The organism is Maribacter caenipelagi, from assembly GCF_004364175.1.
GTDB classification, from domain to species: domain Bacteria; phylum Bacteroidota; class Bacteroidia; order Flavobacteriales; family Flavobacteriaceae; genus Maribacter; species Maribacter caenipelagi.
Map to the genome: position 1 here is coordinate 406,094 of NZ_SNZW01000016.1, position 21,643 is coordinate 427,736.

Annotated in this window: 16 protein-coding genes; 6 read left to right on the forward strand and 10 right to left on the reverse strand. The window is 34.8% G+C overall.

The window, feature by feature from the left end; all coding sequences use genetic code 11:
• Positions 1-7: 7 nt before the first annotated feature.
• Both DFQ03_RS14210 and DFQ03_RS14215 read right to left on the reverse strand, forming a co-directional pair.
• Positions 8-649 carry a tetratricopeptide repeat protein gene (locus DFQ03_RS14210; RefSeq protein WP_099191981.1) on the reverse strand — a complete coding sequence of 214 codons (642 nt, stop codon included), beginning with the start codon at positions 647-649 and terminating at the stop codon, positions 8-10.
• Positions 650-756: 107 nt separating this feature from the next.
• A complete protein-coding gene (locus tag DFQ03_RS14215; RefSeq protein ID WP_133673834.1) occupies positions 757-2,910 on the reverse strand; it encodes a TonB-dependent receptor in 2,154 nt (717 codons plus the stop codon).
• 249 nt (positions 2,911-3,159) lie between these two features.
• Between DFQ03_RS14215 and DFQ03_RS14220 the strand changes: the two genes are divergently transcribed.
• Entirely contained in the window at positions 3,160-4,359 is a 1,200-nt protein-coding gene (locus DFQ03_RS14220) for an MFS transporter (RefSeq protein ID WP_133673835.1), read from the forward strand.
• 203 nt (positions 4,360-4,562) lie between these two features.
• Entirely contained in the window at positions 4,563-5,831 is a 1,269-nt protein-coding gene (locus DFQ03_RS14225; RefSeq protein ID WP_243834511.1) for a serine hydrolase domain-containing protein, read from the forward strand.
• A 79-nt stretch (positions 5,832-5,910) separates the two neighbouring features.
• Here DFQ03_RS14225 and leuB read toward each other — a convergent pair whose 3' ends face one another.
• From leuB to leuC, 4 genes are all read right to left on the reverse strand, one after another.
• Positions 5,911-6,966 (reverse strand): 3-isopropylmalate dehydrogenase, encoded by a 1,056-nt coding sequence (leuB, locus tag DFQ03_RS14230; RefSeq protein WP_133673836.1) that lies wholly within the window; start codon positions 6,964-6,966, stop codon positions 5,911-5,913.
• Positions 6,967-7,121: 155 nt separating this feature from the next.
• Positions 7,122-8,639, reverse strand: a complete 1,518-nt coding sequence (locus tag DFQ03_RS14235; protein ID WP_133673837.1) for an alpha-isopropylmalate synthase regulatory domain-containing protein — start codon at positions 8,637-8,639, stop codon at positions 7,122-7,124.
• Positions 8,640-8,721: 82 nt separating this feature from the next.
• Positions 8,722-9,318 (reverse strand): 3-isopropylmalate dehydratase small subunit, encoded by a 597-nt coding sequence (leuD, locus tag DFQ03_RS14240; protein ID WP_133673838.1) that lies wholly within the window; start codon positions 9,316-9,318, stop codon positions 8,722-8,724.
• A 106-nt stretch (positions 9,319-9,424) separates the two neighbouring features.
• Positions 9,425-10,837, reverse strand: a complete 1,413-nt coding sequence (leuC, locus tag DFQ03_RS14245; protein WP_133673839.1) for a 3-isopropylmalate dehydratase large subunit — start codon at positions 10,835-10,837, stop codon at positions 9,425-9,427.
• A 202-nt stretch (positions 10,838-11,039) separates the two neighbouring features.
• Here leuC and DFQ03_RS14250 point away from each other — a divergent pair, with 202 nt between their 5' ends.
• Together DFQ03_RS14250 and DFQ03_RS14255 are read left to right on the forward strand one after the other, a co-directional pair.
• On the forward strand, positions 11,040-12,221 hold the full coding sequence (locus DFQ03_RS14250; protein WP_133673840.1) for a hypothetical protein: 1,182 nt from the start codon (positions 11,040-11,042) through the stop codon (positions 12,219-12,221).
• Between the two features lies 1 nt (position 12,222).
• A complete protein-coding gene (locus tag DFQ03_RS14255) occupies positions 12,223-13,431 on the forward strand; it encodes a hypothetical protein (RefSeq protein ID WP_133673841.1) in 1,209 nt (402 codons plus the stop codon).
• Here DFQ03_RS14255 and recG read toward each other — a convergent pair.
• Positions 13,424-15,529, reverse strand: coding sequence for an ATP-dependent DNA helicase RecG (gene recG, locus DFQ03_RS14260; RefSeq protein WP_133673842.1), 2,106 nt, complete (start codon positions 15,527-15,529; stop codon positions 13,424-13,426). The genes DFQ03_RS14255 and recG overlap by 8 nt on opposite strands.
• A gap of 78 nt (positions 15,530-15,607) precedes the next feature.
• Here recG and DFQ03_RS14265 point away from each other — a divergent pair, with 78 nt between their 5' ends.
• Together DFQ03_RS14265 and DFQ03_RS14270 are read left to right on the forward strand one after the other, a co-directional pair.
• Positions 15,608-17,677 carry a M1 family metallopeptidase gene (locus tag DFQ03_RS14265; protein WP_133673843.1) on the forward strand — a complete coding sequence of 690 codons (2,070 nt, stop codon included), beginning with the start codon at positions 15,608-15,610 and terminating at the stop codon, positions 17,675-17,677.
• The gene (locus DFQ03_RS14270) at positions 17,677-18,591 is read left to right on the forward strand and encodes a patatin-like phospholipase family protein (RefSeq protein WP_133673844.1); all 915 of its coding nucleotides are present in this window, start codon (positions 17,677-17,679) and stop codon (positions 18,589-18,591) included. The genes DFQ03_RS14265 and DFQ03_RS14270 overlap by 1 nt, the downstream gene beginning before the upstream one ends.
• A gap of 95 nt (positions 18,592-18,686) precedes the next feature.
• Here DFQ03_RS14270 and DFQ03_RS14275 read toward each other — a convergent pair whose 3' ends face one another.
• The 3 genes from DFQ03_RS14275 to DFQ03_RS14285 form a co-directional block, all read right to left on the reverse strand.
• Positions 18,687-19,205: a DUF7935 family protein gene (locus tag DFQ03_RS14275; RefSeq protein WP_133673845.1), complete on the reverse strand. Its 519-nt coding sequence runs from the start codon at positions 19,203-19,205 to the stop codon at positions 18,687-18,689.
• Between the two features lie 81 nt (positions 19,206-19,286).
• Positions 19,287-20,057, reverse strand: coding sequence for a hypothetical protein (locus DFQ03_RS14280; RefSeq protein WP_133673846.1), 771 nt, complete (start codon positions 20,055-20,057; stop codon positions 19,287-19,289).
• Between the two features lie 25 nt (positions 20,058-20,082).
• Positions 20,083-21,639, reverse strand: a complete 1,557-nt coding sequence (locus DFQ03_RS14285) for an FMN-binding glutamate synthase family protein (protein WP_133673847.1) — start codon at positions 21,637-21,639, stop codon at positions 20,083-20,085.
• Between the last annotated feature and the right edge of the window lie 4 nt (positions 21,640-21,643).

Here is a 21,643-nt window from a genome sequence, read left to right on the forward strand (position 1 = left end):
ACCTCTTCTAATTTTTAGGAGAGGTTTCTTTTTTGCATTCTGTGGAAATGGCTTTTGCTCTTTCTAAACCAGAATATGGGTAGTAAGGTATGGTTTGTTCTTCTGCTTCAAATAATGTGATGGCACGTTCAATATCTTTACAAAATGGAACTGTTGATTTGCCAAAGAACTTAGCTGCGCCCATGTCCCATTCGGTTTTGCTTAAGACCACTCTTGGATTGTTTGGTGCAATACTTAAAGCTTTTTGATAAATTGCTGCATTCTCTCCAGACAAGGTCATACCATACTTAGCACCGTCAAAAGCTATATATGCTGTATTTAAGAGCGCATAGGATATCATGATTTCTGGATTGTTTTCTGAAATTGCCGATGCTGTATCTAAAAATTCTTTAGCCCTTGTGAGTTTTGTGGTCAATACCGTTTCATCCTTTAGCCCAAAGCTACTTACAATTTCAATTAAACCTGCATAATATGGTGGCAACCAATTATCGGTTTCTGCAGCTGAAATTCTTTCAAAAAGTTGAGATGCTTCGGTATTCTTTTGTTGGTCCCATAAAGCAAAAGCTTTGTTCATACCTTTTTCGTAAGACGTTTGTGCGGTAATGTTCATTGTGAAAATAAAGGTGATGACTAATAGTAAGGTTCTCATGGTATAATTTTTATATGTTATTTATTGTTTTCAAATATCTTTCTATTTAAATGTTATTAATAAAATAGATGACCCAGTTGTAGGTTATGGGTATTGAGTTGTAAGTATTAAAGGTTGTCTAGCTGGTTGTCATTTTTATTTTTACTGATTGTCCAGAAGAAACCAATGAAAAAGAAGCGGTCTGCGGCGGGTGTAATTGTTCTTCGGTCGAATATACCATCAGTATTTGGCTGATCCGTATATTGGTAACCATTTTTGTTTTTTGTACCCAGTACATTACTAACGGATAAGTACAATATTTTCTGCGGACTTATCAAATAGGCGTAGTTGAAGTTTAGTGAGTTGAAACTTTTGGCTTTTTCCGTTAAAAAACGGCCTGTGTTTGGGTCTGTATAACTACGACCGGATGCATAGTTGTAGCTGAATCCGATCTGACTTTTCCAATCTTCAACCCATCGTTTTACCACTAATGATGCATTATGCTTGCTGGCAAAATCTGGTGTAGCTTGGGTTGGGTAATTTTGATAATTTCTTTTCGTATCTAAATAAGAATAAGACATCCAATATTCTGTATTTTTTAATGTTTTGTTGTCTCTCCAGAAAATGTCCAATCCTTTTGCAAAACCATTACCGGTATTGTCATAAATTGATGTGGGTAAAGTGAAATCGGTATCGTACTTTACTAAACTACCATAGTCTTTGTAATACGCCTCGGCTCTAAAAATCTGTTTGTTTTTTACATATTGATAGTTGGCTATATAATGGGTAGTCTTTTCTGCGCTAAAATCAGTGTTGAATTTTAAATATTCATTCTTAGGATTTTGAAAGAACTCTCCGTATGCTAGAGAAAATTGTGCATTTTGCCCAGCTTTATAGGCTAGAGAGAGTCTCGGAGATAGATTAAATTCTTTTAATAATTGTGAATATTCACCTCTAAGACCCACTTTTGTCGCTAGATTTTTTGAGAAGAAAATATCTGCTTCGGCAAAGCCGCCTAAAAGGTTGTTGTTAAACTTGTATTCATTTTCAATAGTATTCGCAATGTAATCTTCTTTGAAGTCGGTTATAAAATATTCAGCACCAAAGTTTAATTTGTATCTACTGGAAAAGTATTTCTTTAGTGCTAATTTAAAATGGGCAGAATTTTCGGTGTCCGTAATATCTGCTGTGTCTAACTTTATTTTCGTTTGATCGCTAGCAAAGCTTATTCCTGTTGAAATACTCCAATCCTTTTCCATAAAATCTTGATAAGAAGTATTTAGATAATGGTTGTTATTGTTCAACCCAAATCTAACACCATTAACTTCATTGATGTCTTCTTGTGTTAAGTCAAAGTCAACAGCGCTGTAGGCACCATATACTTTTAGAAGTCCGTCGTTATTGAATTTATATCTATATACCGCTTCACCACCTAAAGATTCTACCGGCTTGTGCCATTCATTATTATCAGGATAGAGTTTTTGATAAGGAGCTAAATTAATGTAGGAGGTATTTAAACTAAGCGAACTTTTTTTCCATTTTTGAGTATTACCTAATCCAAGTCCAACGGTCATTATAGAAATTTCCGTTTTTTCTTCTTGTGGTTCACTTATGCTATTTAAAAGTAAAACACTAGATAAGGCTTGTCCATATTCTGCAGAATACCCACCCGTAGAAAAAGTTATTCCTTTGAATAAAAAGGGAGACAATCTACCTCTTGTAGGTATGTTGTTTGCAGAAGGGGAGTAGGGTGTAAAAACTCGCATACCGTCTACAAAGATTTGAGTTTCATCTGCATCGCCACCTCTAACAAACAACCTTCCGTCTTCGGCGACATTAGAAGTTCCTGGTAATGTTTGTAAAGCTCCTATAAAATCTCCTAGCGCTCCTGCTGTGGTTACAATATCTAGCGGTTTTAAGGCGGTCACCTTGGCATTGTCGCCAGCTTTGAACGTTCCGGCATTTACGGTTACGGCATCCAAGGTATTTACGTCATCTTTTAGTTTGATGGTAACATTCTTGAAGTTATTTATATCGGATGATTTTGAATAGGTTTCAAATGAAATTGATGAAGCAATCAATGTTTGCGTTCCAGTTGTGGTTGTTTCGAAGGTGAATAGCCCATTATCATTGGTAGCAGTACCATCATAAGTGCCGCTCAAATAAACATTTGCTCCCATTATAGGCGTTCCTTGTTGGTCGATTACTTTACCTGATATAGTGGATTGTGCGTGTAATTTGAAACATAAAAGTGTAAGTAATAAAAATAAAAGCGTCTTCATTGTTGATTATATTTTGATTGATGCCACAAATATGAATCGTTCTTGAAGGTTTCAATAAATTGGTTTTCTCAATTGCAGATTTTCTCTACTGAATTGGTGGAATTCACTATGAAGGGAAATCTAAGGAGGTTAATTTTTCACAGAAATATGGTAATTAATGTGAGTTGTTAACGACATATGCGTTCTAACTTTGCCTTTTTGATTGCGTGGGTTAAATAGATTGATGTAGAAAGAATTAAAATTTGAAGTATGGAAAATTTAAAATCAAATAAAAAAGCATTATTTGCTTTAGCTATAGGAGGTTTTGGGATAGGACTTACCGAGTTTGTTATCATGGGAATTTTAACAGAAGTTTCCGGGTCTTTGGGAATAACCATTCCTCAAGCAGGACATTTTATTGCAGCGTATGCATTGGGTGTTGTAGTAGGTGCACCATTGTTAACTGGATTAGGTTCTAAATTAAGTCCTAAGAAAATGTTGTTCTTGTTAATGATTTGGTTTACGGTATTTAATACTTTTTCTGGTTTGGCAACAGGGTATAGTAGTTTGTTGTTCTTAAGATTTTTATCTGGTATACCTCACGGTGCATTCTTTGGTATTGGTGCGGTAGTTGCTACAAAGTTGGCTAAAAAAGGTAAAGGTGCACAAGCAATTTCCATTATGTTTTCTGGTCTTACCGTTGCAAATGTAATAGGTGTTCCCATTGGTACATATTTAGGACAACAATTCAGCTGGAGTGTTTCCTTTTACCTAGTTGGTTTTGTTGGCTTGCTAGCATTAGGAAGTATTTACCTGTGGATGCCTAAAATTGAAGTAGAGCAAACTGAAGAGAAGGTTACCGTTACCCAAGGTCTAAAGAATACTGAATTATGGGCATTGATTGCATTGACTACAATAGGTACAGGCGGATTTTTTGCTTGGTACAGTTACGTAGCCCCATTAATTACAGACGTTGCTGGTTTGCCAAATCATTTTGTTGGCTATGCAATGATGTTGGCTGGTTTAGGTATGGTGGTAGGTAACTTTTTAGGTGCTAAGATGGCAGAGCTATTTTCGCCTTTGAAAGCGGTAATAATTAGTTTGTCCGTAATGTGTGGTATTTTAGTTTTGAATATGTTTATAGCAACCAATCCGTATTTATTAATGATATTGACCTTTGTGATAGGAGCCATATCCTTTACCGTTGCAACACCTATTCAGATGGCGATAATCAATACATCTAAAGGTTCTGAAATGTTGGGTTCTTCAATGAACCAAAGTGCCTTTAACATGGGTAATGCTTCTGGTGCTTATCTAGCCGGATTGCCAATTGCATTTGGGTATGGTATTATCTATTCTAGTTTAGTTGGTGCTGCACTTGCATTATCAGGTGTTGCCATAGCTGTAGCTATTTTAGTAATTAGAAAAAGAAAAGAAATTAAATATCGAAAAATGGCGATGAGCTGTTAAGATGTTGATTTAATTATTTGCAAAAAGGAACTTGGGACAAGTTCCTTTTTTTATTGCTTAAATATTTGGGCTGACACATATTGTCTTTCTATTCTTATGTTTAATAATTAGTTGACTTGGATGTTAAATTTTTAATTTTACGTAGTTCGTCGGTAATTTTATTCACTTTATCCCGTTAATAAAGTACCAAAACCTACAATGCTGTGTCAAGTACCAAACTATTTTTTGGAGCCATAATTATGGTTCTTTTACTTTTTGTTCTTACGGCCTCTTCATTTAAGCCAGAACATTCTAAAGCGATTATTTCTAATCCGAACCCCATTAAAACTCTTGCAGAGAAAAGGGAAATCAAACTTTATAATATACGTCAAAAAGCATTGAACGAAGCTTTGACAGATTACTTCAATAAAGCTATAACCTCTGGCGATATCGTTGGTGCAGGTGTAAGTATTGTTAGTGGAGATTCTGTTATTCTTTCTGATGGATATGGTAAACGAAGCTTCAACAGTAAAGAAACCGTTGATGGAGAAACCTTATTTAGATTAGGTTCTATTTCAAAAGGATTTACAGGAGTTTTAGCTGCCAATTTAAATAGTGAAGGTAAATTAAACTTTGATGATAAAGTGGCTGATTATTTACCTAATTTTCATTTTGGTAATCAACAGAATACACAAAAAATAGAATTGGCCCATTTACTATCTCATACTACAGGTACTCCGTATCATAGTTATACAGATTTGGTAGAGGCTGGATATACGATGTCTTCGATAAGCGAAAAATTCAATAGAATAAATCCAATAGCCGAACCTGGTGCTCAATATAGCTATCAAAACGCTATGTTTTCTATTTCACAAGAAGTGATGTTAAAAGCAACGGGAAAAGATATTCAAACCCTATTAACGGATAAATTTTTTAAACCTTTAGGTATGAATTCTGTTTCTATGGATCATAAAACATTGATGAATACAGATAATATTGCTTTACCTCATGTAAGAAGAGGGCATAGTTTTAAAACTGTTTTACCAAGAGATAACTACTATAATGCTATTGCTGCCGGTGGAATTAATGCTAATTCTACAGATATGGCAAAGTGGATGCGGTTTTTACTAGGTCATAATCCTGATGTGATGTCTAAAGATGATATGGCTCAAGTATTTAAACCTTTTGTAGAATTAAATGGTCATCGCAAGTATTATCAAAAATGGCCTGGACATGTAAGTTCTGGTTACGGATTTGGCTGGAGAATACATACTGTAAAAGAGAATGAGAATGCCCCTGAGGAAACTATTTGGCACCATGGCGGTAGTGTAAACAATTATAGAAATGAAATTGCTCTTTTTCCTGATTCTGATTTAGGCATTTGTGTATTAATCAACGGACCATCCAAATTGGTTAAAACCGTAATTCCTGATTTAAGATCGATTATAAAAAGTATTTATGAACAAGAAGTTGCAATAGCTACGAGTATATAGAGTATACTCAAACTACTAGATATAAAAAATCCCTTTAATCGAAGATTAAAGGGATTTTTTATTTTTAAATAATTATTCTTTAAATGTTGTTAGCTAACCAATCACCAACTTCACTTGTTTTATAGCTTTTACCACCATCGGCAAGATCTTCGGTAACATAACCTTCAGCTAAAGATTTGTTCACTACACGTCTAATTTCTTCAGCTTCTTCTGTCATGTTCATGTCTTCAAAAAGCATGACTGCAGAAAGTACAGTAGCTAAAGGGTTAGCGATGTCTTTACCAGCTGCTTGCGGGTAAGAACCGTGAATAGGCTCATATAAAGATACTTTGCTACCAACAGAAGAAGAAGGCATAAGCCCCATAGAACCTGCAATTACGGAAGCTTCATCGGTTAAAATATCACCGAATAAGTTTGCTGTAATGATTACATCATAACCTTTTGGCCATTGAATTAATCGCATTGCAACGGCATCGATAAACTCATAAGAAACTTCAACCTCAGGATAATCTTTTTCCATAGCTTGTACCGTTTCTCTCCATAGTCTAGAAGATTCTAAAACATTAGCTTTATCAACACAACATAATTTTTTTGAACGTTTCATAGCGAATTCAAAACCTTTTTTAGCTAATCTTTCGATTTCAAAACGTTGGTAGGTCATGGTATCAAATGCAGTATTACCGTCATCTTTTCTTCCACGCTCACCAAAATAGATTCCTCCGGTCAACTCTCTTAAAATAATTAAATCTGTACCTTCAATACGGTCTTTTTTTAATGGAGATTTGTCGATTAGAGAAGGAAACGTAAAGGTTGGTCTTACGTTAGCAAACAAACCTAGTTTTTGTCTCATTTTTAACAATCCCTGCTCTGGACGAACTTTTGCTGATGGATCATTATCAAAACGAGGGTGACCTATAGCACCGAAAAGAACTGCATCGGCATTTGCACAAATCTCATGTGTTTCATCTGGGTAAGGTTCTCCAACAGCATCAATGGCTGCAGCACCAGTTAAAGCTGGTTTCCAAATAATATTATGATCGTATTTCTTAGCTACGGCATCACATACTTTTACTGCTTGGTCAATTACTTCAGGTCCGATACCATCACCGGCCAATAAGGCAATATTTAATTTCATTTTACTTGTTTGTATGTTGCTCGTTTTCGTCATTGCGAGGAACGAAGCAATCTGTTTAATTTATTCTTTATTTTATCTCGTTTATTATACGCTTTCGAAATCTAGCTATATATTGAGCATTTAGCATTTAGCATTTAGCGAACAGCGCATAACGTCTATATAATATTCAACATCTTCTCCGTTGCCTTTATAGCACTTACCGTTTGGTCAGAATCCAGCCCTCTTGAGGTGAATTCTTTTCCGTCCAATTCCCAAGTAATAACAGTTTCGCATAATGCATCAGAAGTACTACCTGGTGGTATTCTTACTGCGTAATCGGTTAATTTTGGTAATGGAATTTTCTTTCCGACGTACACTTTTTTAAGAGCGTTCATAAAAGCATCATACTGCCCGTCTCCTTGTGCATGTGCCTCAATCACTTTTCCGTCTATTTCAACGGATAGCGTAGTGGAAGGCATTAATCCTTTTGCATGGGTTAATACGTACGATTTTATAAATACTTTCTGCTTATAATCTGCAGTATCTAAAACATCGGAAATAATAAAAGGCAGGTCATCTTTTGTAACGCGTTCCTTTTTATCTCCTAATTCTATAATTCTAGCAGTAACTTTTTTTAATTCTTCGTTGTTCAAGGTTAATCCAAGTTCTTGCAGGTTTTTTTGTATGTTGGCTTTACCAGACATTTTACCTAATGCATATTTACGTTTTCTTCCAAAACGTTCTGGCATAAGGTCACTGAAATATAAATTGTTTTTACTGTCACCATCGGCATGTATACCGGCGGTTTGGGTAAATACATTATCTCCTACAATAGGTTTGTTGGCTGGTATGGTAAAACCTGTAAAGGCAGAAACCAACTTACTTACCTTATATAAAGAAGTCTCGTTTACATTAATTTCAACCTCAGGCAAAAAGTCGTTGATAACAGCTACGGCGCTAGCCATTGGTGCGTTACCGGCTCTTTCGCCCATACCGTTTACGGTAAGGTGTAAACCGTGGCAACCGGCTTTTACAGCTTCCATAATATTGGCAACTCCTAGATCGTAATCATTATGGCCATGAAAATCGAAGTGTAAATTCGGGAATTTCTGTATGATTTCAGAAAGGTATGCATAGGTTTCCGTATGTGTCAAAATACCTAAAGTATCTGGCAATAAAATTCGTTTTACGTTTTGGGTAGAAAGAAATTCTAAAAACTCAAAAACATATTCTTTTGAATTTCGCATGCCGTTACTCCAATCCTCTAAATAGATATTATTGATAATACCCCTTTCTGTGGCTTGTTTAAAAATTTCGGCAATTTCAGAAAAATGTTGCTCTGGAGTTTTCTTTAACTGATACTTTAAATGGTTCATTGAACCTTTGGTAAGTAAGTTTTGAGAAATAGCTCCAGATTTCTGCATCCAATCTAATGAAATGCCTCCATCTACAAAAGTTAGTACTTCTACACGTTCTAAATAACCCTTTTCTTGAGCCCATTCCGTAATCTTTTGAACAGCTTCTAGCTCTCCATCAGAAACGCGAGCAGATGCAATTTCAATTCGGTCTACTTTTAGTTCTTCTAAAAGTAGTTTTGCCAAGGTCAGTTTTTCTGATGCAGAAAAGGATACGCCCGAAGTTTGTTCACCATCCCTCAGGGTGGTATCCATTATTTCTAACTTTCTTTTTTTCATGTGTTGTAAATGCCCTTTTTCAATTCAAAAATGGCATTGGGTTAGTTAACGTAAATGCTTTGTACTGTTTTGATGTATGAGTTTATAACGGAGTGTTTTCTGCGAATGTCTCAATATCTTTTTTGATATTTAATAAGTAATCAATATCATCAAAGCCGTTAAGCATGTTGTTTTTCTTATAATCATTAATATCAAAAGATTCACTTTCACCTGTTGGTAGTAAAGTAATTTTTTGCTCTTGTAGATTAACCTCTAACTCTGTAGTTGGGTCAGCTTCGGTAGCGTCAAAGATTTTTTGTAAAAAATCGGCACTTACTTGTACTGGTAATACGCCGATGTTCAAACAGTTACCTCTAAAGATATCTGCAAAGAAACTTGAAACTACACATCTAAATCCGTAATCATAAACTGCCCATGCAGCATGCTCACGAGATGATCCTGAACCAAAGTTTTTACCACCAACTAAAATTTTCCCGCTGAATTTATCTTGGTTCAATACAAAATCTTCTTTCAAAGTATTGTCTTGGTTGTAACGCCAATCTCTAAATAAGTTGTCACCAAAACCAACACGTTCGGTAGCCTTTAAAAATCGTGCAGGTATTATTTGATCTGTATCTACATTCTCTATTGGTAAGGGAACTGCAGTTGATGTTAATATGTCGAATTTATCGTATGCCATTTTTTATAGCTTTTTGCTTTTTGCTTTTGGCGTTTAGCCATTAGCTTGTATTATTATAATTGTTACTGTGCTAAAAGCCAGCGGCTAATAGCGAAAGGCAAACTTGTTACACAAGTTCTACCATTAATTCTCTTGGGTCGGTTACTTTACCGGTAACGGCAGCTGCAGCAGCAACTAACGGACTGGCTAATAACGTTCTTGATCCAGGTCCTTGTCTTCCTTCGAAGTTTCTGTTTGATGTACTTACCGCTAATTTACCAGCAGGCACCTTATCATCGTTCATCGCTAAACAAGCAGAACAACCAGGCTCACGAAGCTGGAATCCAGATTCGGTTAAAATATCAAGGATTCCTTCTTCTTTAATAGCTGATTCAACCTTATGTGATCCAGGAACTAACCATGCCGTAACATTATCAGCTTTCTTTCTTCCTTTTACGATAGAGGCAAAAGCTCTAAAATCTTCAATACGACCATTTGTACAACTTCCTAAGAAAACAAAATCAATAGGCTTGCCCATCATACTATCGCCTTCATTGAAATCCATATACTTTAATGATTTCTGATATGTAGTAGCGCCACCTTGTACGGCATTTGCCATAGGTATGTCATTAGATATTCCCATTCCCATACCAGGGTTGGTACCGTATGTAATCATAGGTTCAATAAGCGAACCATCGAAAGTCAATTCTTTATCGAAAATAGCATCTTCATCGGTATATAATGTTTCCCAATATGCCATTGCTTTATCCCAATCTGCACCTTTTGGAGTAAACTCACGATCTTTTACATATTCAAATGTTTTTTCATCAGGAGCGATCATACCACCACGGGCACCCATTTCTATACTTAAGTTACAAACGGTCATACGACCTTCCATACTCATCTCTCTAAAGATCTCACCTGCATACTCAACAAAGTATCCTGTTGCACCAGAAGTGGTTAATTGAGAAATGATAAATAAAGCAACATCTTTAGGTGTAACACCTTTGCTCATTGTACCGTTAATATTAATACGCATTCTCTTTGGCTTAGGCTGCATAATACATTGTGTAGCCAATACCATTTCAACTTCAGATGTACCAATACCGAAAGCAATTGCACCAAAAGCACCGTGAGTAGAAGTATGTGAATCTCCACATACTATGGTAGCACCTGGTTGTGTAATACCATACTCAGGACCTACAACATGTACAATTCCATTTTTTGCATGACCTAAACCCCAATAAGAAATACCATGCTCATTAGCATTTTCTTCTAGCATTTTTAATTGGTTTGCAGATAGTGGATCTGCTACCGGTAAATGCTGATTAATTGTTGGTGTATTGTGGTCAGCTGTTGCAAATGTTTTCTCAGGATGCATTACAGGAATATTTCTATTCTTGATGCCTAAAAAAGCAACAGGACTTGTTACTTCATGAACCATGTGCCTGTCAATGAACAGTACATCTGGACCATCTTGTATTTTATGTACTACGTGGGAATCCCACACTTTGTCAAATAATGTTTTTGTTGCGCTCATATTCTTTCTAATGTAAGTACGACAAATCTATTAAAAACAAGGGTTTTTTAGAAATTAACACTCTTGAAAATTACGATGTTCAACGGGAAAGTTGTGATATTTTGACAGATTGATAGTACCGCTTATAAGGGTAAAATGTCTTTTTGTCTAAAGTTTGTTTTATTGTGTTTCATACTTCTTTTTTTAGTGCTAAATTTCTGACATGAAAAAACTGACTTTATTAGTATTTGCCATTTTGTTTATTTCTTGTAGTGATGACTTTGTAGATAATGATTTAGATGCCAAATCAAGCTTTAGGGTTATAGGTAATTTTTATGATTTAAGTGTTAACGGAGGTACACAGGGTAGAGAACTATATGAACATGAAAATAATGGAGAAGAATACGACCCTAATTCTTACATAAATTTATTTTCTGAATTTGGACTACCTCTAACGAATTACGAAAATTATTACTCAGATGAAGATGGGATTACTATTATGGAAAATGCAATTGGTCGTGACAATTATACTTTTCACTATAAAAGTTATAATTCTAATGAAATTTTTAAGATAGACATACCTTATTTTAATCCATACGAATGGTCTTATTGGCATTACCGTGAAAGAATCTATTTTCAGTATAGGGACTTTAATTCTTTTGATTCCATTAATGGTACTACGGAATACAAAATAAAAATAATTGATGTCAGAACTAATCAAGAAACAGAATTAAACCTTGGGAAATTTAAAACGACAGCAAATTCAAAATTGGAATCACTATATGTTGGGAAACATGCTTATTTTCTTTGGTATGAGGATTCATTTAATCCTGAGGCGGAAAAATCTTTACTAGTTATGAGTTTAAATGAATCAGAAATAATTGACATTAAAACAATTTTAAAAGATGATACTTATAATTTAGTAGGTGACCGTAATGGAAATTGCTATTTATTTGGTAGAGATGGGGTTAACTATCAATATGATGTTGATTCTTCTAATCTATTTGAAATAAATATACCAGGAGAAGGTGGTCAATTTCAAGCTGGTTATAAAAGTAATAAGAATCCTCAAATTATTATTGATGATGTATTTTTTGGAACTAGAACAGGCGCATTTCCAGGAACAGGTTCTTTATATCCCGTGATTTATAATTTAAAAACAGGTGAAAGCGTGTTCATTGATGTATTTGATAATATAACTAAATTTGAAAGTGATGAAGTAGAATGGCAACCTTTTGTTGAGTGCTATGCGATTGATTATGAGAGTAAAGTGGTTTTACTTGGGGTTTCTAGTTTTAGTCTTGGGGGACAGTTCAAATCACAAGGAATATTCACAGTTGATTTTAATGGTAATGTTTTAGACAAACAAAAATTGCCAATAATCCCGATTCAAATAATTAAATAGTATGAAAATAAAACTGACCTTAATAATATTTGCCATTTTGTATATTTCTTGTAGTGATGATTCTGTTGACCCCATAACACCAGATGTTGTTGAGGAAGAAATTATTGAAGATGAAATTGTTGAAGATGAAGAAGTGGTTGAAGAAGTTTCATTTCCTACCTTGGTTGCAATCAGTAAGAACGTTGGATATTATTATGCGATGGAGGTAAATTCTCTTGCGGATAATATTGAAATAACAAATTTGTCTGAAACATTGGATTTAGGAAATTTTGGATCTTCAAATGTTAGTTTTTATGATGGTATTTTTACACATGGTTCATTAAAATATAATATGGATACCGGATATCAAGCTAAAATTTCACAATTTAATTTTATTGAATCCAATACTTTTGTATTAGATGCTTTCTGCGACCCTTTAAATCTTCCTGCTTCTAGTCAGGCTGGTCTAAGCGGCTCTAAAAATTATTTTGTACATACCTACTTAAACTCTTTAAATAGTGTTGATGCACCTCTTTATTTGAATTCTTGGAATAATACGGATGAAAGTTGTAATGAGTTTTTATTAGGGAACGGACCACTTTATGATTCTAAATTATTTGGCAATTACTTTCTTGGTTTCAAGTTTAGAGAGATGCAAGACGAGAATTTTACTTTAAACAGTGAATTATGGTTAGTTGATTTAGATAGAAATCAAGAACCATTAATGTTCGAAATGGACTCAAGTTTCAATTTTGCAACCATAAACTCAGACACGCTTTACTTAACATATATCAATGGTGATTATAAAGTATATGATATTAAGACCAACACATTGATTAATGAGGGAAATAACAATGCGTTCTCAGAGTATAATGGAAATTATATATTTAAAACTTCTTTTTCCGAAAATCAAATGGTTTTTTATAAACCTAGTTTAGAGTTCACTACTTCGTCTGCATTTACACCTATATTATTCAATTTTAGCGAAAATAAAATTGTTGATTTGAATGTTAAATTTGAAGAAATATTCACTCATTTAGTTGAGAAATACAATGAATCATATTCGGTAATTAATATTTCTTTAGATTTTAAGAATGAATTAGTTGTTATGGGGTACGATAATTCTAGACCTGATGATATAGGTTTATTGGTCTATTGCAATTTTTATGGTAATATTTTAAGAGAAGTAGAATTGCCTTATTCACCAGATTTCGTCAATATAATTAACTAATATACGTCCAGATATTCTTATGTTTCACTAACTGGGCGTACATATGTCTAATAATTAGATTCTCTGGTTTACTTAATGAAGGGTCTTCTTTTAGTAATTGTAATGCGTGGTAGCGAGCAGATTTTAAGATGTCATTATCCTTAACAATATCGGCTATTTTTAGATTCAATAGTCCGCTTTGTTGTGTACCCATAATATCTCCTGGTCCGCGAAGTTTTAGATCCACCTCTGCAATTTCGAATCCGTCGTTGGTGGCTACCATGGTTTCTAGCCTAGTCTTAGCTTCGCTAGATAATTTATGGCTCGTCGTAAGAATACAGAAACTCTGATCGGCACCACGACCAACACGCCCGCGCAATTGATGTAGCTGTGATAATCCAAAACGTTCAGCGCTTTCAATAATCATTACTGAAGCATTAGGTACGTTTACACCAACTTCGATAACGGTTGTGGCTACCATTATTTGTGTTTCTCCTTGAACAAAACGGTTCATTTCAAACTCTTTGTCCGCCGGTTTCATTTGTCCGTGTACAATAGATATTTGATATTTTGGCTGTGGAAAGTCACGTGCAATACTCTCATAACCGTCCATTAAATCTTTATAATCCATTGCTTCAGATTCTTGAATTAATGGGTATACCACATATATCTGTCTCCCTTTTTCAATCTCATCACGTATAAAACGAAAAACCTTTAATCGGTTGGCATCATAACGGTGAACAGTTTTTATAGGTTTACGACCAGGTGGCAATTCATCAATCACAGAGATATCTAAATCGCCATATAAACTCATTGCTAAAGTTCTAGGTATAGGTGTTGCGGTCATTACCAAAATATGTGGCGGAAACTCGTTTTTATGCCATAATTTAGAACGCTGAGCTACACCAAAACGGTGCTGCTCATCAATAATCGCTATTCCTAAATTCTTGTATTTTACTTTATCTTCTAGAAGAGCATGGGTGCCAATAAGTATATTAAGCTCTCCATTTTCTAACTGTTCGTGAATTGGTTTACGTGCCGATTTCTTTACGGAACCAGTAAGTAAAGCGCAAGTAATCTCCGTTCCTTCCAGCAATTCAGAAATGCCTTGAAAATGCTGATTGGCTAGAATTTCTGTTGGTGCCATTAAGCAAGCTTGAAATCCGTTATCAATCGCCAAAAGCATGGTCATTACGGCAACAATGGTTTTGCCTGAACCTACATCGCCTTGCAATAGGCGGTTCATCTGGGCATTACTTCCTAAATCTGAGCGTATTTCTTTAATTACCCGTTTCTGTGCTCCGGTAAGCTCAAATGGTAATTTGTTATTGTAGAAATCTTTAAAATAATCTCCTACCTCGCTAAATGGGAAACCCTTTATCTTTTTTTTACGAGAAACGTTTTTTCCTATGAGCTGTAATTGAATGTAAAAGAGTTCTTCGAATTTTAAACGCCATTGCGCTTTGGCCAATAATTCCTGATTTTTAGGAAAGTGGATATTGAACATTGCTTCGCTCTTGTTAATGAGCTTAAGGTCATATAATAATTTGTCCGATAGGCTTTCTGTGAATTTGCCGTTGATTTCAATAAAAACCTGTTGCATCAATTTACTGATGACTTTATTGGTAATCCCTTTGTTGCTTAGCTTTTCGGTAGATGGGTACACTGGTTGCATATAGACCTTTGTACCTTGTTCGTGTGCTTTTAAAGGTTCCATTTCTGGATGTGGCATTGAAAATGTTCCATTGTACCAATTACATTTTCCGAAGATTACATAAGGTACGTTCAGTTTTAGATTTTCTCGCAACCACTTTTGACCTCTAAACCATACTAATTCTATTTCACCGGTATCATCTTTAAAACGGGCTACTAAACGCGAACCTCTCTTTTGCTCGACCGTTTTTAAATGAACTACCTTACCTATAATCTGAACGTCTGCACTGCTACGTTGTAGCTGACTAATTTTATAATATTGGGTCTTATCGATATAACGATTGGGGAATAAATTCAGCAAATCTTGATAAGTTTCTACCCCTAATTCGGACTTTAAGGTTTCGGCCCTGTTCGGACCAACACCTTTAAGGTATACAATAGGAGTTTGCAAGAAGTTTGCGTTCATGGCACTAAAATAGGCTTTAGGTAGAATTGCGACAAACTAAAGTATTAAATTTGAAATTCTACAAACTTAATAACCTACATGAAAAAAATAGTTCTAGCCTTTGTTCTTTCTTTTTGTTTCTATTCTTATGGGCAACATCAAGATAAAGTAGACTTTATTAAGGCTAAGCTTTACTTAAGCCCAGTACCTAAAGAAAAAACGATTAAAGGTGGGGTAATCTATCGTTTTAATGTTTTGAAAAATGTTGACTCTGTATTTCTTGATGCTAAGAATATGGATTTTTTAAAAGTAGAGCTAGATGGGAAAAAGGTAGATTTTACTACGAAAGAAAAAACGATTTCTATTAACCACAAATTCAAAAAAGGAGAGTCTCATAAACTGATTCTTGAATATATAGCCAAACCGAAGCAAACGGTTTATTTCATTGGTTGGGATGATGATGTGGAAGGGAATGAGCAGATATGGACGCAAGGGCAAGGAAAATACACTAGCCATTGGCTTCCTAGTTTTGACGATATGGAAGAAAAAATAGAATTCGAACTGAGGATTGAAGCTGATAAAAAGTATCAAGTAATTGCGAATGGTAATTTACTTTTAAAAACTGATAATGATGAGGAAGATGCTATTTGGTTATTTGATATGAAAAAACCAATGAGTAGTTATTTGTTGGCTTTCGCGATTGGTAATTACGATAAACAAGTATTGAAATCTAATAGTGGTGTTGATATTGAAAACTATTATTATCCTGGTGACAGTCTAAAAGTGGAACCTACTTATAGATATACAAAAAGGATATTTGATTTTTTAGAAAATGAGATAGGCGTCGCTTATCCTTGGCAGAATTATAAGCAAGTGCCAGTTCATGATTTTTTATACGCAGGTATGGAAAATACGAGCGCTACTTTTTTCTCTGATGCTTTTGTTATTGATTCCACTTCTTTTATTGATAGAAATTATGTGAATATTAATGCTCATGAATTGGCACATCAATGGTTTGGTAATTTGGTAACAGAAAAGAACAGCGAGGATCATTGGTTACATGAGGGTTTTGCTACTTATTACGCATATGTAGCTGAGAAAGAAATTTTTAGTGATGATTATTTTTATTGGAAGTTATTTGATACAGCAAAAGTGTTAAATGATATTTCTGAAAAGGGAGAAGGGGAGAGCTTGTTGAACCCTAAAGCTAGTAGTCTTACTTTCTATGAAAAAGGAGCTTGGGCTTTAGCTATGCTTAAAGATGAAATAGGAGAAGAGAAATTTAAAACGGGAATTAAGAATTACTTAATCAAATATCAGTTTCGAAATGTGACTGTTGCAGAATTTATTGCTGTAATAGAGGAGGCAAGTGGTCAAAATCTGAAAAATTTTAAAGCGATTTGGTTAGAAAGTGATGTATTTCCGATAGATGTTGCGAAGAATTATTTAATAAAAAATAGTTCATCATTAAGAATGTATTATGACCTAAAACATTATTCTAGAACATTTTCAACTATTGAAATATTAAAGGACCCAAAATTAACCACTGAACTAAAGCTAGAATTACTTCAACAAAAAGGGGATTCAATAGCATTGGATTTGTCTCCTTTAATTACCAACGATGATATAAGAATAAGGCAATTTGCAGCTCAGAAGATGAATAAAATTCCGGAGGGTCTAAAAGAATTTGCTGAACCATTATTGTTAGATGATAGTTATATTACAAACGAATTAATGCTTTATAATCTATGGTCTAGTTTTGATTACGATAGAACTGTCTTTTTAGAAAAAACGAAGGATATCGTGGGGCTACCTAATAAAAATGTCCGTTTGCTTTGGCTTACTTTGGCATTGTTTACTCCAGATTATAATCCTACAGAAAGTGTTTATTACCATAGCGAACTTGTTGGTTATACAAGCCCTATTTATAATCCTGAAGTACGACAAACGGCGTTTCAATATCTCTCTGAAATAAAAGTTTTAAATGATGATGTGTTCATGAATTTGATAAAGGCAACGAATCATCATTCTTGGCAATTTAGAAATTATGCCAGACAGTTATTTGATACCTTATGGAATGATGAAGAACAGAAAAAAGAAATTGAAAAGGTAGCAAATCAACTAAATTCATCAGATTTGCGTTATCTTAAAACGAAATTAAAGTTATAATGAAAGCATTGGTTATTTCGGGTGGTGGCAGTAAAGGAGCCTTTGCAGGTGGTGTTGCCCAATATCTTATACAAGAAGAAGGTAGAAAATATGATATTTTTGTAGGTACTTCCACCGGAAGTCTTCTTATTTCTCATTTAGCGTTGGGTAAATTAGATAAAATCAAAGAAATATATTCTAATGTTAATCAGAAAAGCATCTTCAATAACTGTCCGTTTTTGGTCAAAAATATTCGAGGCAACGAAGAAATTTCTATAAACCACTGGAATGTTCTTAGAAACTTTATGATTGGGAAAAAGACCTTTGGCGAGAGTGAAAATTTGCGCAAGCTTATTGAAAACAGTCTAACCATTGAAGAATTTGAAACGCTAAAGAATGGTGATTCTGATGTTGTTATAACCGTTTCTAACCTGTCTTTAAATCAAGTAGAGTATAAATCGATTAAAGATTGTACTTATGAAGATTATTGCGATTGGATCTGGATTTCAGCTAATTACACCCCATTTATGAGTTTGGTTCGTAAAAATTCTTGCGAGTATGCTGATGGTGGTTTAGGTAGTATTGTGCCTATAGAGGAAGCGATTAAAAGAGGAGCTACAGAGGTAGATGTTGTGGTTTTACATACTGAGGTAAACTATATGAATAGGGTGGCGTCTCGTAATCCGTTCGAGTTGATTACTACCATGATGAGCTTTATTCTAGATAGAATTGAAAACCAAAACATCAGAATAGGAAAATTAGTAGCCAATCAAAAGAATGCGATTATCAATCTATTTTATACTCCCACAATATTAACGACCAACTCTTTGATATTCGACAAAGCAAAAATGACGTTGTGGTGGAAGAGAGGTTATCTGTACGCTAAAAATAAGAATGAAGAAACAAACCCAATTGAGCCTAATGAGCATGAATAGTGCTTTTTGAGAAATATGCTTTGATCAATAGCTACAACAAAAAAAATGCTTTCCCTCTGGAAAGCATTTTTTTTATTTTAATATCATTTTAAATTCTACCATAAATCACCAATTTCTCTTTTTACAAAAGATAGGGCAGTAGCTGATGGAGAAGTTTTGTCCATGGTTTCATTTAAAATATCTTCTCTCAGTTTATCGGCAGTTTCTGTATTGCTCATCGCTGCTTTTCTGATCATTTGAATTGTTGCGCTTTTTGCTGCTTTAATAATATTCCAACATTCATCGGTCATATAAATTTGCTGCGATAGGTTATGGTCAAATTCAGTTTCAATACTTTTTACCAATAAATTCTCATATGCATTTTTGTCATCACTTTGTGGAGCTACACGAACAACCAAGCTGGGTATAGCGATACGTTCTAAAAATAATGCCATTCTTTCGTAAGCTTGTAAGCGAACCGGTAGCGTATCTTTTTGAGAATCTTTATGTAAAAGAAAACGTCGTCTACCTTCTTCATTATTAGTGTGCATTCTAAAGAAATAGAAAGCTATTGCACCAGTAACAACTGAAGGTATTAAATAAGCGAAAAGTTGAAAAATTTGGTCGGAGTTCATTTTTAATTAGTTATTAATTACGAAATAAGAACGTCCAAATTTCTCAATTAGTATAGTGTCTTATCGATGAAATACAAGTATTTAGTTTTTAGCGTCTCCCTTCGCCATATCATAAAATGCTTTATAATCTGGTTGAAACTTTATTTGTAGTGATTCTCTTAAGCCACCATCTTGAGCAACAGCTATAATTCGCTCGCCATTAACTCCAAAATCTTTAATTAAAATACTTGCAATTGCGGTCGCTTGTTGTAGGGCGATATTCATTTCGCCGGTGATATTTAAACTAGCAATGGTAATTACACTGGTGGGATTTGCATTCGCAACCTTTGCTACATTCTCTATCCACCCGATTGATTCGCTAGATACATTGACACCAACACCGTCAGTAAAAAAATAGTCCAATTTTTCAGAAATAATTACAGAGCCATCGGCTACACCAACTTTTGCATTTTCACCCAAAACTTGCTTCGTATTGGTCAAAATTACAACAGCAGTAGAGTCATTACTCGCAACTGCATCTGTAACACCTTTAAGTTGCTTTTCTTTTCGTTCTAAAGCGGCCATGGTTTTATTGATGTTCTCTGAATTTTGGCTAGACAAGGCTGCAAAACTATTTAAGTTTTTCATTAAAGTAGCATTTGCATCTTGCAACTCCATTACTTGAGATTGATATTCGTCTGAACGTTGATTTGCTAATTTTTCATTTCTTTGAGATGTACTCACCAGTCTAGATATAGAATCTAGCTTATATTTTAAATCTTGATTCTGTTCGATCAGTTCGCTTTTTTTCTGAGCTTGGGTAGTATTTAATCCCAGAAAAAATAGGGCTGAACATAAAAAAAATTGTTTCATATGAAAATGCATTAAATAGGTTAATCTAAATTTTGCCGCCAAGATACGAACAGTCTTTTAATTGTTGAACTCCTGCAAACGGTACTTTTGCTTTATTATAGCCGTATGTTGAGGCTAAACTTTTATTAAGGTCGTTATCGTCAACGTTTACTTGCACATCGTCCATTGTAAATTGACTAGGGTGTTCATAGCCCGCAGCATGGGTAATTTCTAGAAATTCTTTTCTAAACGTATTAAAATATTGCGCTAGTCTATCTGATTTTAAAGGTACATTAATACCTTTTTGTAACCATTTACTTTGTGTTGCTATACCTGTAGGGCATGTATTTGTATGGCAAACTTGTGCTTGAATACAGCCAATACTCATCATTGCTTCGCGGGCAACATTAATACAATCTACGCCCATTGCAAATGCCATGGCGGCTTTTGCCGGGAAACCTAATTTACCTGAACCTATAAATACAATGCGGTCAGTAAGATTTCTATTTAAGAAAACTCTATACAAACTAGAGAATCCGTAAACCCATGGTAGCGATACGTGATCAGCAAATGATGGGGGAGCGGCACCGGTACCACCTTCACCACCATCTACGGTAATGAAATCAGGGCCTTTACCAGTCTCTACCATTATATCTGCCAATTCTTCCCATTGATCTAATTTTCCTATTGCACCTTTAATTCCAACTGGTAAACCTGTTTCATTGGCGATATTTTCAATAAGTGCCATTAACTCGGTTACATTAGAAAATGCTTTATGTGTCGCTGGCGATAATACATCTTTGCCAACTTCAACACCTCTAATTTCAGCAAGTTCAGGAGTAATTTTTGCTCCTGGTAAAACTCCGCCTTTTCCAGGTTTCGCACCTTGAGATAATTTTATTTCAATGGCCTTTATACACGGATTGTCCACAACCAGTTTTTTCATTTTCTCCATAGAGAAATTACCATCTTCAGTTCTTACGCCGAAATAACCGGTACCAAAGTGAAATACAATATCACCACCATGTTTATGATAAGGGGATAAGCCGCCTTCGCCGGTATTATGATAAGCACCGGCTTTTTTAACTCCTTTGTTCATAGCTTCTACCGCCGCAGCTGATAATGATCCAAAGCTCATAGCAGATACGTTTACAATACTACCTGGTCTAAATGGTTTTCTACGATTGTTGTGCTGCCCCATGACTTTTGCACATGGTATAAAGTTGGGTTCTGTATCATTTGGGTGCCCTGAAGGAACTTCGTAACCCATCATTCTATTTTTAATAAATATGTGCTGATGCGCATATAAATCTCGGTCAGAACCAAAACCTTCATAATTGTTTTCCTTTTTTGCCGAAGCGTAGATCCAGCCTCTTTCGATTCTATTGAAAGGAAGTTCTTCTCTGTTATTAGCAACAAAATATTGACGCATTTCTGGACCAATACTTTCTAGCCAATAACGCAAATGACCTACAATAGGAAAGTTATGCTTAATGGTATGTCGCTTTTGAATAAAAATATCCCAGATAGCAACAATGAAAAGAAACAAAAATATCCAAGTCCACCATGGCGGACTTGGAATAGTATTAAAGAATTCGTTCATCAAA

Excerpts from the sequence above, each read along its gene's own strand:
- DFQ03_RS14270 (WP_133673844.1), top strand. The coding sequence starts at position 17,677 with ATGAAAGCATTGGTTATTTCGGGTGGTGGCAGTAAAGGAGCCTTTGCA.
- DFQ03_RS14215 (WP_133673834.1), bottom strand. The coding sequence starts at position 2,910 with ATGAAGACGCTTTTATTTTTATTACTTACACTTTTATGTTTCAAATTA.
- DFQ03_RS14210 (WP_099191981.1), bottom strand. The coding sequence starts at position 649 with ATGAGAACCTTACTATTAGTCATCACCTTTATTTTCACAATGAACATT.
- DFQ03_RS14235 (WP_133673837.1), bottom strand. The coding sequence starts at position 8,639 with ATGAAAAAAAGAAAGTTAGAAATAATGGATACCACCCTGAGGGATGGT.
- leuB (WP_133673836.1), bottom strand. The coding sequence starts at position 6,966 with ATGAAATTAAATATTGCCTTATTGGCCGGTGATGGTATCGGACCTGAA.
- DFQ03_RS14255 (WP_133673841.1), top strand. The coding sequence starts at position 12,223 with ATGAAAATAAAACTGACCTTAATAATATTTGCCATTTTGTATATTTCT.
- leuC (WP_133673839.1), bottom strand. The coding sequence starts at position 10,837 with ATGAGCGCAACAAAAACATTATTTGACAAAGTGTGGGATTCCCACGTA.
- DFQ03_RS14250 (WP_133673840.1), top strand. The coding sequence starts at position 11,040 with ATGAAAAAACTGACTTTATTAGTATTTGCCATTTTGTTTATTTCTTGT.
- DFQ03_RS14280 (WP_133673846.1), bottom strand. The coding sequence starts at position 20,057 with ATGAAACAATTTTTTTTATGTTCAGCCCTATTTTTTCTGGGATTAAAT.
- DFQ03_RS14285 (WP_133673847.1), bottom strand. The coding sequence starts at position 21,639 with ATGAACGAATTCTTTAATACTATTCCAAGTCCGCCATGGTGGACTTGG.
- DFQ03_RS14275 (WP_133673845.1), bottom strand. The coding sequence starts at position 19,205 with ATGAACTCCGACCAAATTTTTCAACTTTTCGCTTATTTAATACCTTCA.
- DFQ03_RS14220 (WP_133673835.1), top strand. The coding sequence starts at position 3,160 with ATGGAAAATTTAAAATCAAATAAAAAAGCATTATTTGCTTTAGCTATA.
- leuD (WP_133673838.1), bottom strand. The coding sequence starts at position 9,318 with ATGGCATACGATAAATTCGACATATTAACATCAACTGCAGTTCCCTTA.
- DFQ03_RS14265 (WP_133673843.1), top strand. The coding sequence starts at position 15,608 with ATGAAAAAAATAGTTCTAGCCTTTGTTCTTTCTTTTTGTTTCTATTCT.
- recG (WP_133673842.1), bottom strand. The coding sequence starts at position 15,529 with ATGAACGCAAACTTCTTGCAAACTCCTATTGTATACCTTAAAGGTGTT.